This window comes from Streptomyces vastus, from assembly GCF_039532825.1.
GTDB classification, from domain to species: Bacteria; Actinomycetota; Actinomycetes; order Streptomycetales; family Streptomycetaceae; genus Streptomyces; species Streptomyces vastus.
In genome coordinates this window covers 156,839-171,221 of sequence record NZ_BAAASJ010000022.1, presented here as the reverse complement: position 1 = coordinate 171,221, position 14,383 = coordinate 156,839, and the positions used below count along the sequence as shown (strand labels likewise).

Annotated in this window: 12 protein-coding genes; all 12 read right to left on the bottom strand. The window is 70.7% G+C overall.

Going from position 1 to position 14,383, the window contains the following annotated elements; genetic code table 11:
• Positions 1-4: 4 nt before the first annotated feature.
• The 12 genes from fdxA to ABD357_RS10485 all read right to left on the bottom strand — a co-directional run bounded on the left by fdxA (position 5) and on the right by ABD357_RS10485 (position 14,354).
• Positions 5-346: a ferredoxin gene (gene fdxA / locus ABD357_RS10540; protein WP_344389252.1), complete on the bottom strand. Its 342-nt coding sequence runs from the start codon at positions 344-346 to the stop codon at positions 5-7.
• Between the two features lie 22 nt (positions 347-368).
• Entirely contained in the window at positions 369-1,400 is a 1,032-nt protein-coding gene (locus tag ABD357_RS10535) for an NAD(P)/FAD-dependent oxidoreductase (RefSeq protein WP_344389250.1), read from the bottom strand.
• Between the two features lie 71 nt (positions 1,401-1,471).
• Positions 1,472-3,070, bottom strand: coding sequence for a benzoate-CoA ligase family protein (locus tag ABD357_RS10530; protein ID WP_344389248.1), 1,599 nt, complete (start codon positions 3,068-3,070; stop codon positions 1,472-1,474).
• A 10-nt stretch (positions 3,071-3,080) separates the two neighbouring features.
• Positions 3,081-4,502, bottom strand: coding sequence for a benzoyl-CoA 2,3-epoxidase subunit BoxB (gene boxB, locus ABD357_RS10525; RefSeq protein ID WP_344389246.1), 1,422 nt, complete (start codon positions 4,500-4,502; stop codon positions 3,081-3,083).
• Between the two features lie 4 nt (positions 4,503-4,506).
• Complete coding sequence (gene boxC, locus ABD357_RS10520; RefSeq protein WP_344389244.1) at positions 4,507-6,237, bottom strand: 2,3-epoxybenzoyl-CoA dihydrolase; 1,731 nt, start codon at positions 6,235-6,237, stop codon at positions 4,507-4,509.
• Between the two features lie 131 nt (positions 6,238-6,368).
• Positions 6,369-7,142 (bottom strand): ABC transporter ATP-binding protein, encoded by a 774-nt coding sequence (locus tag ABD357_RS10515; RefSeq protein WP_344389242.1) that lies wholly within the window; start codon positions 7,140-7,142, stop codon positions 6,369-6,371.
• Entirely contained in the window at positions 7,139-7,936 is a 798-nt protein-coding gene (locus ABD357_RS10510) for an ABC transporter ATP-binding protein (protein WP_344389240.1), read from the bottom strand. Before ABD357_RS10510 ends, ABD357_RS10515 begins: the two co-directional genes overlap by 4 nt.
• On the bottom strand, positions 7,933-9,009 hold the full coding sequence (locus tag ABD357_RS10505; protein WP_344389239.1) for a branched-chain amino acid ABC transporter permease: 1,077 nt from the start codon (positions 9,007-9,009) through the stop codon (positions 7,933-7,935). Before ABD357_RS10505 ends, ABD357_RS10510 begins: the two co-directional genes overlap by 4 nt.
• Positions 9,006-9,878, bottom strand: a complete 873-nt coding sequence (locus ABD357_RS10500) for a branched-chain amino acid ABC transporter permease (RefSeq protein ID WP_344389238.1) — start codon at positions 9,876-9,878, stop codon at positions 9,006-9,008. The genes ABD357_RS10505 and ABD357_RS10500 overlap by 4 nt, the downstream gene beginning before the upstream one ends.
• A gap of 14 nt (positions 9,879-9,892) precedes the next feature.
• Entirely contained in the window at positions 9,893-11,092 is a 1,200-nt protein-coding gene (locus tag ABD357_RS10495; RefSeq protein WP_344389236.1) for an ABC transporter substrate-binding protein, read from the bottom strand.
• A 240-nt stretch (positions 11,093-11,332) separates the two neighbouring features.
• Entirely contained in the window at positions 11,333-12,796 is a 1,464-nt protein-coding gene (locus tag ABD357_RS10490) for a benzaldehyde dehydrogenase (protein ID WP_344389234.1), read from the bottom strand.
• Between the two features lie 37 nt (positions 12,797-12,833).
• Positions 12,834-14,354, bottom strand: coding sequence for a GMC family oxidoreductase (locus ABD357_RS10485; RefSeq protein ID WP_344389233.1), 1,521 nt, complete (start codon positions 14,352-14,354; stop codon positions 12,834-12,836).
• Positions 14,355-14,383: the final 29 nt, after the last annotated feature.

Below are 14,383 nucleotides of genomic sequence, written 5' to 3'. Positions count from 1 at the left end.
GTGCTCAGCCGCGCGGGTCGTACCCGGCGACGAGTTCGGTGTCCGCGCCGACCGGGCCGTGGCCGACGGCGCCGCCCGGCAGGCCGATCGGCTCGTCGCGGCCCGGCAGGGACTCGGTGAAGAACCGTTTGTTGTCGGCGACGAAGTCCTTCAGCTCCGGCGGCACCCGGCGGTCCTGGGAGATCGCCTGGACCGGGCAGACGGGCTCACAGTTGCCACAATCGATGCATTCCATCGGGTTGATGTAGAGCTTGCGGTCGCCTTCGTAGATGCAGTCGACGGGGCACTCCTCCATACAGGAGCGGTCCATGACGTCGATGCACGCCTCGGCTATCACGTAGGGCATGGGCTATCGGTCCTCTTCGGTGCTACGCGACGGCGGGGGCCGCCGTGGATACGTCGGTGGAGTGGCCGGGGAACACCGGCTGCTCGGGGTCGATGTGGTGCGCGGCGTTGTTGACGGCGGTCGCCGCCTCCCCGAAGCCGACCGCGATCAGCCGCACCTTGCCGGGGTAGTCGTTGATGTCTCCGGCCGCGTAGACCCCCGGGAGAGAGGTCCGCATGGCCGAATCGACCGGGATGTGGCGCCGGTGGGCGATGTCGATGCCCCAGCCGAGCAGCGGGCCGAGGTTGGCGGTGAAGCCGAGGGCGGCGATGATCCCCCGGCAGGGCAGGCGGTGCGTCTGCCCGTCGCGCCGGGTGACCTCCACAGCCTCGATGTCCCCGCCGTCGCCGATGACCTTCGTCAGCTCGGCTTCGGTGAGGATCTCCACGCCCGCGGCCCGTACGGCGGCCACGGTGGCCGGGTGCGCGCGGAAGGTGTCGCGGCGGTGGACCAGGGTCACCGAGGCGGCCAGCGGGTGCAGGGTGTCGGCCCAGTCGAAGGCGCTGTCACCGCCCCCGACGATCACCACGTCCCGGCCCGCGTAGTCGTCCGGCCTGCGCACGAAGTACGCCAGTCCGGCGCCCTCGTACGCGGCGGCGGCCGGCAGAGGGCGGGGCGTGAAGGTGCCGATGCCGCCGGTGATGAGCATGGCCCTGGCCCGCACGCGCGCCCCTTGGTGCGTGGTCACGGTGAAGGTGTCCGGCCCGCCACCGGCCCCGGGGATCCGCTCCATCGTCTCGGCTCGGTGGCCGAGCAGATGGCACGGGTCGTACGGTGCGGCCTGCTCCAGGAGCCGGTCCACGAGCTCACGTCCGCGTACCGCCGGGAATCCGGCGATGTCGAAGATCTGCTTCTCCGGGTACATGGCGTTGATCTGGCCACCGGGCTCGGGCAGCGAGTCCAGCACGGTCACCGACAGACCGCGGAAACCGGCGTAGTAGGCGGCGAACAGGCCGGTGGGGCCGGCTCCCACGATGAGCAGATCCGTGCTGTGATCCGCGGGGCACGGGGACATGCACGTCCTCCTTGGTGCAGGGGGAAGAGAGTGGCTTGCCGAGTGGCGGGGAGCGAGTGGCAGGGAGGACGTCAGCTTGATGTCGTCGGCGACGAGGGCGCCTCTGCCCAGGAACCGTCGCGGACCATGGCGCGCAGCACGTTGCGGCGGATCTTGCCGGTGGGCGTACGGGGCAGTTCGGGCAGCCCGATCACCCCGCGCGGGCGTTTGAAGGCGGCCAGGCCCTCCCGGCACCAGGCGACGAGGGCGTCCGGGTCGACCTCACGCCCGGGCCTGGGCACCACGCAGGCGACCGGCTTGTCCAGGCCGTCCGCGTCCGGTACGCCGACCACGGCGACCTCGGCCACGTCCGGATGGGCGAGGAGTCGCTCCTCCACCTCGGCGGGCGCGACCCAGATGCCGCCCGCCTTGAGCAGGTCGTTGGTGCGGCCCATGCACGTGTAGGTGCCGTCGACGTTGCGGATGTAGGTGTCGCCGGTGCGCACCCAGTCGCCGAGGAAGACCTGACGGGTGGTCTCGGCCCGGCACCAGTAGCCGATGGCCGCGGACTCACCGCGCACGTACAGCTCGCCCGGTGTGCCGTCGCCCTCCACCACGTGGCCCTCGACGTCGCGCAGCTCCACCTTGTACCCGGGGACGGGTTCTCCGGAGGAGCCCGGGTGGACGCGGCCCGAGCGGTTGGAGATGAAGATGTGCAGCATCTCGGTGGACCCGATGCCGTCGAGCACCTCCACACCGAACTGTTCCAGCATCCCCTCGTACATCCGCGCGGGCAGCGCTTCTCCGGCCGAGACGCCCACCCGCACCGTCGCGAAGGCGTCGTCCGGGATGTCGGCGCTCGCGAGCAGCGGCCCGAAGAAGCTGGGGGTGCCGAACAGGACCGTGGCCCGGTCGCCGGCCGCCCGCTTCGCGAACAGCGTGGGAGAGGGCCTGGAAGGTTCCAGCAGTGCCGTTCCGCCCGCCGCCAGCGGGAAGAACAGCGAGTTGCCGATGCCGTATGCGAAGAAGAGCTTCGCGACCGACAGGCATCGGTCCTCCGGGCCGATGCCCAGCACCCGCTGCCCGTAGTTCTCCGATACGAACCTGATGTCGACGTGGCGGTGCATGGCCGCCTTGGGCGTGCCCGTGGTACCCGACGTGTACAGCCACAGGGCGGGCGAGTCCGGCCAGGTCGGATACGGCCCGTCGTCCATACCGGTGCCGGCGTCCAGCAGTTGCTGCCAGGTGCGGCCCTGGACGTGGCCGGGCAGTCCTGTGCTGTCTTCTCCGGTCAGGACGGCGTGCTCGACCTCCGGCGCCTGCTGGAGTGCCGCGCGTACGACCGGCGCGAACTCGGCGGAGCCCAGCACCACCCGGCAGCGCGCGTCGGCCACCAGCTTGCCCAGCTCCGGACCGGTGAGCATGGTCGAGGCGGGGACGGCCACTGCGCCGATGTGGAAGGCGGCGAGGATGCCGGTGAAGAGCTCGATGTCGTCCACCATGCACAGCAGGACGCGCTCTTCCGGGCGTATGCCGAGGGCGCGCAGCCCGGCTGCCACGCGGCGGACCTCCGCCGACAGCTGCTCGTAGGTCAGCGTGCGTGTGGGAGTGACGAGTGCCGTGCGGGCGCCGTTGCCCTCCCGCACGTGCCGGTCGACCAGATAGTCCGCCGTGTTGAACGCCTCAGGCATCCGGCTCACCTCACACCAGTCGGACGTACTCGTAGTCGAACGGTTGGCCGTTGATGCCGTTGACCGGCGGTGCGACCCAGCTCGCGATCTTGCCGCGTTCGTACACAGGCTGCATCAGCGACCGTACGAACGCCAGGTCCTCGGCGGTGGGCAGCCAGTGGTGGCGGCCGGCCTCCCAGGTCCGCTCGTCGACGATCGTGCCGTCGGGGGTGACGTGGTGGCCGGCGGCGAGGCCGACGTTCCGGTTGAAGCCAGGGTGCGGCAGCTTCAGCCGGAAGCTGATCCCGTGCTCCTCCAGGATCCGGTTCCAGCGCTTGAGGCCGTTCTCGCAGTCGGAGATGTACTCGTCGCGCAGGTCCAGGTTGAGGGCGAGCAGCGCGGGGACCTCGTCCTGCGACCAGGTGCCGTCCGCCAGCGGTTTGTCCAGGAAGGCGCTGTGGTCGGTGAGCCGGTGGTCGTCCTTGCGGCGCTCCTCCTGCCAGCGGCCCTTGAGCCCGGCGGTGTAGTAGTTCGCCGCGTTGGTGGAGGTCTCGCTGCCGAAGAGGTCCAGGGAGACCGTGTAGTGGAAGTTGATGTACTTCTGGATGATGTCCAGTGGGATGCCGCCGCAGGCGGCGATGTCCAACGTGTCGTGCTCGCGGACCAGTTGGGCGCTGCGGGTCACCACGCGGTCGACGCCGGTGGTGCCCACCATCATGTGGTGCGCCTCTTCCTTCAGCATGAAGGTGCAGGTCCGCGACAGCGGATCGAAGGCGCTCTCCTTGAGCGAGCCGAGTTGGTACTTGCCGTCCCGGTCGGTGAAGTACGTGAACATGAAGAAGGCCAGCCAGTCGGCGGTCTCCTCGTTGAACGCGCCCAGGATGCGCGGCGAGTCGGGGCTGCCGGAGTTGCGGTGGAGCAGCGCCTCGGCCTCCTCGCGGCCCTCCCGGCCGAAGTAGGCGTGCAGCAGGTAGACCATCGCCCACAGGTGCCGGCCCTCCTCCACATTGACCTGGAAGAGGTTGCGCAGGTCGTACAGGCTCGGGGCGGTCAGGCCCAGGAGGCGCTGCTGCTCGACGGAGGCCGGCTCGGTGTCGCCCTGGACGACGATCAGCCGTTGCAGGTCGGCGCGGTACTCGCCGGGCACCTGCTGCCAGACCGGCTGCCCCTTGTGCTCGCCGAAGGCGACGCGGCGGTCGGGGTCGCGCTCGGCGAGGAAGATGCCCCAGCGGTAGTCGGGCACGTTGACGTGGTCGAAGTGGGCCCAGCCGTCGCGGCCGACCGACACGGCGGTACGCAGATAGACGCCTCGGTTCTCCAGCTCCGGGCCCATTTCGCCCCACCAGTTGAGGAACTTGGGCTGCCAGCCCTCCAGCGCCCGCTGCAGACGGCGGTCGTCGGCGAGAGCGACGTTGTTGGGGATCTTGGAGTCGTAGTCGATCTTCGTGGGCATCGGGTCACACTCGCTTCCGGTCGTAGACCGCTTTCTGGCCGGTGCCGTAGCGGCGCAGCGCGCCCTCGGGGCCGGCGGCGTTGGGGCGTATGAAGATCCAGTTCTGCCAGGCGGTGAGCCGTCCGAAGATCTTGGTCTCGATGGTCTCCGGGCCGACGAACCGGTGGTTGGCCTCCATGCCCGTCAGGGCGTCCGGGCTCAGCGCCGCCCGGCTTTCCAGGACGATGCGGATCTCGTCCTCCCAGTCGATGTCGTCGGGCGCGTCGGTGACGAGGCCGAGCTCCCGGACCTGGGCGGCGCTCAGCGGCTGCCCGGCCTCGCGGCGCAGCCAGTCGAGGTGGTCGTCCTCCTGGTAGAAGCGGGACTGGAGGCGGGACAGGCCGTTGCCCATGGGGAAGGTGCCGAAGTTCGCCTCGGAGAGGATGAGTTGGGCGCGCTCGTCGCTGTCCGGGTCCTCGATGGGCGGGCCGTCCAGCATGTACTGCAGATCGCAGGCCAGGGCCAGCTCCAGCAGCAGACCCGCGAAGCAACTGCCCGGCTCGATGAGCGCCACCAGGCTGCGGCTGGTGACGTCGAGCCGCTTCAGGGTGCGCTTGTAGTAGTGCACGATCTCGTTGCTGAGCCAGTCGCCCTCGGCGGCGGCGCCCAGCACCGCCTGCTCATGGGCCAGTACGAGCGCCGATTCGCCCTCCGTCCGGAGCACCCAGGTGCCCAGCTCGGTCTCGTTCGCCCGCAGCCGCAGGATCAGGTCGTCGAGCTCGCGGGTGACGGCCAGCAGCCACCCGTCGGCTCCCTCGTCGTGGATCGCGGCGGCGTCGGCGGGGGCGTCCTCGACGGGGCCCCGTACGGTGATGCGGACCAGGCCGAGCGGACGGTCGTACTCGGCGCGCACGTACTGGTACGTGATGCCGTCCTCGGTGACGTCCCGCTCCAGCGGTGTCAGTTCGACACCCTCGGCGTCCGTCGGCCGGGTGCTGTGCGCGGCCGCTTCCACGGCGCGCTGCTCGACGACCGTGCGGAAGTCCCGGCGCGGGACGACCTCGTCGACCAGCCGCCAGTCCACCGCCGTCTTGCCTCGTACGCCGTCGCTGCGGGTGGCGAACAGGTCGGCCAGATCCTTGCGTACGCGGCGCTTGTCGGTGACCCGGGTCAGCCCGCCGGTCCCGGGCAGCACGCCCAGGAGCGGGACCTCGGGCAGGGCCACCGACGAGGAGTTGTCGTCGACCAGCAGGATCCGGTCGCAGGCCAGCGCGAGTTCGTAACCGCCGCCCGCACAGGAACCGTTGACCGCGGCGATGAAGGTCAGCCCGGAGTGCTCCGAGGCGTCCTCCATGCTGTTGCGGGTCTCGTTGGTGAACTTGCAGAAGTTCACCTTCCAGTGATGCGGGGAGGCCGCCAGCATCCGGATGTTCGCCCCGGCGCAGAAGACCCTGTCCTTGGCGCTCGTCACAACCACCGACCGCACCCGGGGGTGCTCGAACCGGAGGCGCTGCAGCGCGTCGTACAGCTCGATGTCCACACCCAGGTCATAGGAGTTGAGCTTCAGCTCGTAGCCCGGGACCAGGCCGCCCTGCTCGTCGACGTCCATCTCCAGCCACGCGACCGGCCCGTCGACGCGCAGCTTCCAGTGCCGGTACCTGTCCGGGCTCCGGTCGAAGGTCACCACCACCGTGCCTGTGGACTCCGGCGCTCCGTTCGCGGCTTCGACCACGTCCGGCTTGCTTGCCACCACCATGACGAGCGCCTCCTCGCGCTAGCGCAGGTACCGATAGGGGAATCTTCTACAGAAGTACCGCAGTGCGTCAAGGTTCTGTAGAACATGGGATTGGACGGGTTCCCCGTTCCCGCCCGACAGGGTCAGCTGGGTCAGCCCACACCGAGGAGGCTGTGGGCCCGGGCCCGGTCCCGGCGGAAGTCAGCAGTCGAACTCCGGTGCACGATGCGTCCCTTCTGCATCACCGCCACCTCGTCGGCGAGACGGAAGGCCAGGTGCAGGTCCTGTTCGACCAGCACGGCCGCGATGCCCTCGCCGCGCAGGCCCTCCAGCAACTCGGCGATCAGGTCGATGACCGCCGGGGCGAGGCCGTCCGACGGCTCGTCCAGGAGCAGCAGCCGCGGGTTCCTCAGCAGCGCCCGGCCGATGGCCAGCATCTGCTGTTCTCCGCCGGAGAGTTGATCGCCCCGGTTGGCGCGCCGCTCGGCGAGGCGGGGCATCAGCTCGTAGACGCGCTCCGGGGTCCAGGGGCCGCCTCCGCCCCTGAACGCTCTGGACGCCTTGGACGCTCGGGCCGCGATGCGCAGGTTCTCCTCGACCGTGAGGGGCGCGAACACGCGGCGCCCCTGGGGCACGATCGCGACGCCGCTGCGGGCAACGGTGTGCGCGGCCGCTCCGGCGAGTTCGCGTCCGTCCACGCGGATGCTGCCGGAGTACGGCTTGAGCATGCCCATCACCGTGTGGACGAACGTGGACTTGCCGACGCCGTTGCGGCCGAGCAGCGCCACCACCGCACCGGTGGGGACGGTGAAGTCGACGCCGTCGAGCACGGTGGTACCCGCGTAGCCGGCGCGCAGGTCGCGCACGCTGAGGAGGTCGGTGCCGGTCGTCCCGGCCGCCGCTGTCATCCCTGTCGTTTCGGTCATCGCGGTCCTCCGGCATCGGCGAACAGGTCCTCGGCCCTGGCGGAACCGAGATACGCCCGCTGTACGGCCTCGTCGGCCCGGATCGCCTCCGGAGACCCGGAGGCGAGGACCTTGCCCAGGTGCAGCACGGTGACCCGGTCGGCGAGGCGGAACACCACATCCAGGTCGTGCTCGACGATGAGTACGGTCAGGTCCTCGGGCAGGCGCTCCATGAGGGCCACGAACCGCTCTGTCTCGGCGGCGGACATGCCCGCAGTCGGCTCGTCGAACATCACCAGAGCGGGTTCGGTGGCGAGCACCATCGCGACCTCGAGCTGGCGCCGTTCACCGTGGGACAGGGCGGCCACCTTGTCCCGCGCACGTCCGCACAGTCCGACCGAGTCGAGGTGGCGGCGCGCCTCGGCCTCGGTGCGCCTGAAGCGCCGTGCCGCCCGGTCGAACCGGTGGGCCACCCGATGGACGCGCTGGACGGCGAGAGCGACATTGTCCAGCACGGAGCAGTCGAGGAACAGGCTGGAGTGCTGGTACGTCCGCACCATGCCGCGCCGGGCCCGGTCCGCTTCCGGCAGTGACGTGACGTCCTGCCCGGACAGCAGGACGCTCCCGCCCGAAGCCCGCAGCGTCCCGGCCACGGTCGCGAACAGCGTTGACTTTCCCGCCCCGTTGGGCCCGATCAGCGCGTGCCGCTCGCCGCGGGCGATCGCCAGGTCCACATCATCGACGGCGGTGAGCGAGCCGTAGGAGCGGGTGAGCCCCCGCAGTTCCAGAAGGGGGGTCACGAGGGGTTCGGTCACGAGGAGTTCTCCTTTCGGCGGCGCGCACTGGCGAGGCTCCGCAGGCGGACACGAGTACCGGTGAGGCCCGCCAAGCCGCGCGGCATCAGGAAGACGACGGCGATGAACACCGCGCCCAGCACCAGCGGGCCGTGGCCGCCGATCGACGCGGAGAGGTTGTCGCGTACGAGCAGCACGAGAGCCGCACCCAGACAGGGCCCCCACAGACTGCCCGCACCCCCGATGACCACGCTGAGCAGAGCCAGCGCCGCCACTTCGAACCCCATGTCACCGGGCGAGAAGAACCGGGCCTGCTGCGCCCACAGGGCACCGCCGACCCCCGCGACGGCCCCCGCCAGACAGAAGACGCCGTAGCGGGCGAGCGCCGGGCGGTAGCCGAGCGCCCGCATCCGGGCCTCGTTGTCCCGGATGCCCCGCAGCGTCCGGCCATAGGGGGAACGGACGACCAGCGCGACCGCCGCGAACACCAGGGCCGCCACGGCGAGCACCCACCAGTAGACGAACCCCGCGGCGAGCAGCGCCGGACCGCCGAACAGGCTGATCGGGGGCATCCCGGCGAGTCCGTTGCTGCCGCCCACGGCCGACCATGTGTCGGCCACCTGGTGCACCGACTCGCCGATCGCCAGGGTCAGCATCAGGAACACGATTCCGCGAGCGCGCACGGCGACCCAGCCGGTGACCGCGGCCGCCACCAGGCCCATGACCAGGCCGGCCAGCGCCTGCACCATCGCGTCCGGGGTGATGTGGAGCCCGACCAGCACCGCCGTGTAGGCGCCGACACCGAAGTACGCCGCCTGCCCCAGCGAGGGCAGCCCCGTGACACCGGTCAGCAGGTCGACCCCGATCACCAGCACCGCGAACGCCAGCATCCGGGTCATGGCCGACACCGGATAAGGACTGAGCACCAGCGGGGCCGCCGCCAGCAGCGCGACGACCGCGACGGCGACAGCGGCCCGGCGGCGCCCGGGGAGGTGCGCGCCGCCGGGTCCGCTCCGCAGCGGTTCGAGAACGGGCGTCGTCGTGTCCTGCGGCCCGCCCGTGTCACCGCGCATCGCCTCCGCCTCCGCCTTCATGCGGGCACCCCCGTCCGCGCCGGGAGCAGACCCGCCGGCCGCAGCAGCAGAACCAGGGCCATCGCCGCGAAGACCAGGAACGACGCGTACTCCGGGAGCAGCGCGGTTCCGAGCGCCTGCACCTGCCCGATCAGTACGGCGCCGAGCAGCGCGCCGCGGACCGAGCCCAGACCGCCGATCACCACCACGACCAGCGCGAGCAGCAGCACCTTCTCGTCCAGACCGGGCTGGGCCCCCAGGATCGGACCGGCCAGGACTCCGCCGACCGCGGCCAGCGCCGCGCCCGCGGCGAAGACCCCGACCAGCACCCGGCCGGTGTTGATGCCCAGCGCCGCCACCATCGCCCGGTCGGCGACGGTGGCGCGGATGACCGAGCCCAGCGGGCTGCGCTCCACCAGGACGTAGACGGCCAGCGCCAGCACGATGCCGAACCCGATGACGAGCAGCCGGTAGACCGGGTACGTCTCCCCGAGCACCGTGACACCGCCGCCGACCGGCTCGGGGGCAGCGATGGAGTGCACGTCGTTGCCGAAGGCCAGCGACAGCGCTTCGGCGACCACCAGGGCCACACCGAGCGTGAGCAGGGCCTGATCGAGGTGGTGGGTCGTCGCGCGCGTCAAGGCGGCCAGCAGTCCCCCGAGGACGGCTCCGGCCACGGCGGCCGCCAGGACCGCCAGCACGAAGGCCGCCACGCCCGCGCCGTCGGCGACCAGCGCCACCGCCACGTAGGCGCCGACCAGATAGACCGCGCCATGGGCGAGGTTCAGCACGTCCATCATGCCGAACACCAGGGACAGTCCCAGCGCGATGGCGAAGAGCAGGGAGCCCATCGCCAGCCCGTTGAGGACGCTCACCAGATGGGTTGCCATACCGGCCGCCCCGCTCAGTCCAGCTCGCCGACGACCGTGTTGACGGCCGTCCCGCCACTGGACTTGACCTCACGCAGGTAGAACTGCTGCTCCGCGTTCTGGTCGGCGTCGAACTTCCAGGCGCCCCGGGGGCTGTCGATGGAACCGACCTTGGCCAGTGCCTTCACCAGGGCGTCACCGCTGTCGCCGCTCGCCTCGGCCAGCGCCTTGTCGAGGACGGCGGCGGTGTCGTAGCCCTGCACGGCGTAGACCGTCGGCGGCTTCTTCGCCGCCTTCTGGTAGGCGTCCACGAACTTCTTGTTGGTCGCGCTGTCCAGTTCGGTCGAGTAGTGCAGGGACGTCTTCACGCCGACCGCGGCCGTGCCCTGCGCGGCGAGCGCCCCGCCCTCGGTGAGGAAGCCGGTGCCGTACAGCTGTGTCTTCCCGGCTAGCCCGAACTGCTTGTACTGCTTGACGAAGTTGACCGCCTCGGCGCCCGCGTAGAAGGCGAAGACGGCGTCGGCGCCGGACTTGCGGATCGCCGAGAGGTAGGGCTGGAAGTCCTGCGTCTTGCCGAAGGGGGTGTACTTCTCCCCCGCGACCTTGCCGCCGGCCGCCTCGAAGGTCTTGCGGAACCCCGCGACCATCTCCTTGCCCGCGGCGTAGTCGGCGGCGATGAGGTAGACCTTGCCCTTGACCTCCTCGGCGACGGCCGGGCCCAGGGCGGCGGACACGTCACCGTTGCTGAAACTCGTCCGCCACACGTACTCCGACTTGCGGGCTCCGGTGATGTCGTCGGCTCCGGCGTTGGCGATCAGCAGCGGTTTCTTGGACTCGTCGAAGAAGTCGCGCAGTCCCAGGGCCGTGGCCGAGTTGACCACCCCGGCGACCGCACTGACCTGGTCCTGGGTGACGAGTTTCTGGGCGGCGGGTACGCCGGTCTGCGGGCCCTCGCCCTCGTCGGCGGTCACGAGGTCGACCTTGCGCTGGCCGAGTTTGCCGTTGTGCTGGTCGAGGTAGAGCTGGAAGCCTGCGCGTAGGTCTTCGCCGATCGGCGCGTAGACCCCGGACAGCGGTACCAGGAGCCCGACCTTGACGGCGCCGGCGGATTGGTCCCCTGCGGCTTTGCTCCCGCCGGACTCGTCGAGGCTCGACCCGCAGCCCGACAGCAACATGGCGCCCACGGCAAGTCCGGCGACCGTTCTGGTCAGAGAGAAGACAGAGACAACACCCATGACAGCTCCTGAGGTGGGCCGGGGTGAGAAGGATGCCGCCAGAATCTACAACTCTTCGTCGTAACGTCAATAGTCTGTAATAGATGGGTCGAGCATCGGATCTGGCTCCGACTCCGGCTCAAGCCCACTGCTGCTCTGGCGTCGTGAGTGTGCCGGGCGGTGAGAACCGCCCGGCACACTCACGACCGCACACTGGCCAGACGCCGAAGTACGTACGTTCGACAGCGGCTCCCCGGATGGCTAGAAGGGGAAGGCGTGCGCCTGTTCCCGGAAGGTGACCCACTGCCACTGAGTGAACTCGTCCCAGCTGCTCTGGGAGCCGAACCGGCTGCCGTTGCCGGAGGCGCCCGTACCGCCGAAGGGTGCGTAGGCGTCGTTGTTCAGGGTCTGGTCGTTGATGTGGACGATGCCGGTGCGCAGCCGTCGCGCCAGATCGCGGCCACGGTCCGGGGATCCCGTCTGCACCGCGGCGACCAGCCCGTACTCGGTGTTGTTGGCGACCGCGACCGCCTCGTCCTCGTCGCGCACGACGACGACCGGGGCCACGGGTCCGAAGATCTCCTCGCGGAACGCGGGCATCGACGTGGTCACGCCGGTCAGCACGGTGGGCTGGTAGAACAGCCCGTCGTACGAGCCGCCGGCCCTGACCTCGGCCCCCGCCCCGACGGTCTCCTCCACGATCCGGTGCACGTTGTCCCGCTGCCGCTCGTTGATCAGCGGCCCGAGGGCCACCTGCCCGGTGAACGGATCGCCCACCGGAAGTCCCTGCGCCCGCTTGGCCAGCCGGTCGAGGTATTCGTCGGCGACGGATTCGAGCACGATGTGCCGGCCCGCGGTCATGCAGACCTGGCCCTGGTGCAGGAACGCGCCCCAGGCTCCCGCCGAACTGGCGATCTCCAGGTCGGCGTCGTCGAGCACGATCAGGGCGTTGTTGCCGCCGAGTTCGAGCGAGACCCGTTTCAGCGTGCGCCCGGCGGTGGCTCCGACCTCGCGGCCGACCGCCGTCGAGCCGGTGAAGGCGATCATGGCGACGTTCGGGTCCTCGGTCAGCGCCGCGCCGGGCCCGGCGTCCCCGGGCAGCACATGCAGCAACCCGTCGGGCAGGCCGGCCGCCTCGAACAGCCGCGCGACCAGCGTGCCTCCTGACACCGCCGTCTGTACGTCCGGCTTCAGGACGACCGCGTTGCCCAGCGCCAGCGCCGGCGCGACGGCCCGGACGGAGAGGATCAGCGGGAAGTTCCACGGACTGATCACGCCGACCACGCCGAGCGGCACCCGGCGGGCGATGCTCTCCCGGCCGGGTTCACTGGCCGGCAGCAGGTGCCCCCAGGGCTGGGTGGGCAGCGCCGCCGCCTCCCACAACTCCCCCAGCACCAGGTCGACTTCGAACGCCGCCTTGCCCGGCACCGCGCCGCCCTCGCGGACGAGCCAGCGCTCGAACTCCGCACGGTTGTCGGCGAGGACGGCGGCGGCCTTGCGGATCACGGCGGCGCGGGACGGGCCGGTCGCCGCGGCCCAGTCGGCTTGGGCCTGGGCGGCTCGGGCGGTCGCGGCCGCCACGTCGTCGGCATCGGCCAGGCCGACCTGGGCCAGGACGGCACCCGTCGCCGGTTCGGTGCTGTCCAGCACACCGCCGTGGGCGGTGGTCCAGCCATTGCTGTAGATCTTGCCCTGCCAGGAAACGTCGTCGAGAAGTTCGGTCATCGCGGGGTTCTCCTCAGCTTCGCGTGAGCTCGGGTTGTCAGGCGCCGGGCCGGCGGATGAGGTCCGCTGCCTTCTCGCCGATCATGATCGTGGCGGCGTTGGTGTTGACGCAGACGAGCCTCGGCATGACCGAGGCGTCGGCCACCCGCAGGCCCTCCAGGCCGTGCACCCGCAGATCGGGCCCCACGACGGCCTCCGGCCCGACGCCCATCGCGCAGGTGCCGACCGGGTGGTAGTAGGTTCCGGTGCCCCGGGCGATGAACTCCCGCAGACCTGCCTCGTCCGTGACGTCGGGTCCGGGAAGCACCTCGCGGGCACGCCAAGGAGCGAACGGTTCGGAGGCGGCGATCTCCCGGGCGACCTCGATGCCGTGCAACAGGCGGCGCACGTCGGACTCCGCGCCCAGATAGTTCGGATCGATCATTGGCGGCGTCTGCGGATCGGGCCCCGCGATCCGGACAGAGCCGCGTGCCTCGGGCACCGTGGCGACGCCGAAGGTGAAGCTGTTCTCCGGTGCCTGAAGTGTCGGTGGGTGGAACGGCAGGTGGATGAACATCAGCTGCATGTCCGGGCCCGCGAGGGCCTGGTCGCTGCGCCACAGCATCGACACCTCGGCATGGTTGGCGAGCCCTGGCGGGATGGGCCGGCTCGCCTCGTACACGATCCCACACAGCGGATGGTCGTGCAGGTTACGGCCGACACCGGGCAGGTCGTGCACGACCGCGACACCCGCCTGCTCCAACTCGTCGGCCGCGCCCACACCGGAGAGAAGCAGAAGCCGGGGCGAGTCGACCGCGCCCGCGCTGACCACCACCTCCGCATCCGCGTACGCGGTGACGAGCTCGCCGCGGCGTTCGTACTCGACACCGGTGCAGCGTGTGCCGTCGAACAGCAGCCTGTGGGCACGAGACTCCGTCGCGACCGTGAGATTCGGACGGCTGTCACGGACCGGGGGCAGATAGGCCGCCGCGGTGCTCTGGCGGTGCCCATCCGCGATCGACAGGTCGTGCCAGCCGGCACCCTCCTGCACGGCTCCGTTGAAGTCGTCGGTCAGCGGATGACCGGTAGCCGCCGCCGCGTCGAGGAAGACCTGCGACAGCGGATTCGGCTGCGCCGACGGAGCCGGACGCATCGGGCCGTCCTCACCCCGGTACTGCGGATCCCGGCCGCCGACGGTCTCCATGCGACGGAAGTAGGGCAGCACGGAGGCGTAGTCCCAGCCGTCGCAGCCCGCCTTGGCCCACGCGTCGAAGTCCGCGCCGTGCCCACGCAGGTACACCATCGCGTTGATGCTGCTCGACCCGCCGAGCGTGCGCCCCCGAGGCCAGTTGTGGACCACCCCGCCGGTGCCGGGCTGGGGAACGGTGTCGTAGGAGTAGTCGATCTCCGTGCCCCACAGCGCGGGCCACGCGGGTGGCACGGCAATCTCGGGCGCGTCGTCGGGAGGACCGGATTCGAGCAGGAGAACGCGGGTGTCGTGATCTTCCGACAGTCGCGCGGCCAGAACGCAGCCGGCCGACCCGGCACCGATCACCACGTAGTCGTAACGAGCAGCCATGGCCACCACAGCCCACCACCTCTGGTTCG

Coding starts and splice junctions, on each gene's coding strand:
- ABD357_RS10490 (WP_344389234.1), bottom strand. CDS start 12,796: ATGACCGAACTTCTCGACGACGTTTCCTGGCAGGGCAAGATCTACAGC.
- boxB (WP_344389246.1), bottom strand. CDS start 4,502: ATGCCCACGAAGATCGACTACGACTCCAAGATCCCCAACAACGTCGCT.
- ABD357_RS10495 (WP_344389236.1), bottom strand. CDS start 11,092: ATGGGTGTTGTCTCTGTCTTCTCTCTGACCAGAACGGTCGCCGGACTT.
- ABD357_RS10515 (WP_344389242.1), bottom strand. CDS start 7,142: ATGACCGAAACGACAGGGATGACAGCGGCGGCCGGGACGACCGGCACC.
- ABD357_RS10535 (WP_344389250.1), bottom strand. CDS start 1,400: ATGTCCCCGTGCCCCGCGGATCACAGCACGGATCTGCTCATCGTGGGA.
- boxC (WP_344389244.1), bottom strand. CDS start 6,237: ATGGTGGTGGCAAGCAAGCCGGACGTGGTCGAAGCCGCGAACGGAGCG.
- fdxA (WP_344389252.1), bottom strand. CDS start 346: ATGCCCTACGTGATAGCCGAGGCGTGCATCGACGTCATGGACCGCTCC.
- ABD357_RS10485 (WP_344389233.1), bottom strand. CDS start 14,354: ATGGCTGCTCGTTACGACTACGTGGTGATCGGTGCCGGGTCGGCCGGC.
- ABD357_RS10530 (WP_344389248.1), bottom strand. CDS start 3,070: ATGCCTGAGGCGTTCAACACGGCGGACTATCTGGTCGACCGGCACGTG.
- ABD357_RS10505 (WP_344389239.1), bottom strand. CDS start 9,009: ATGAAGGCGGAGGCGGAGGCGATGCGCGGTGACACGGGCGGGCCGCAG.
- ABD357_RS10500 (WP_344389238.1), bottom strand. CDS start 9,878: ATGGCAACCCATCTGGTGAGCGTCCTCAACGGGCTGGCGATGGGCTCC.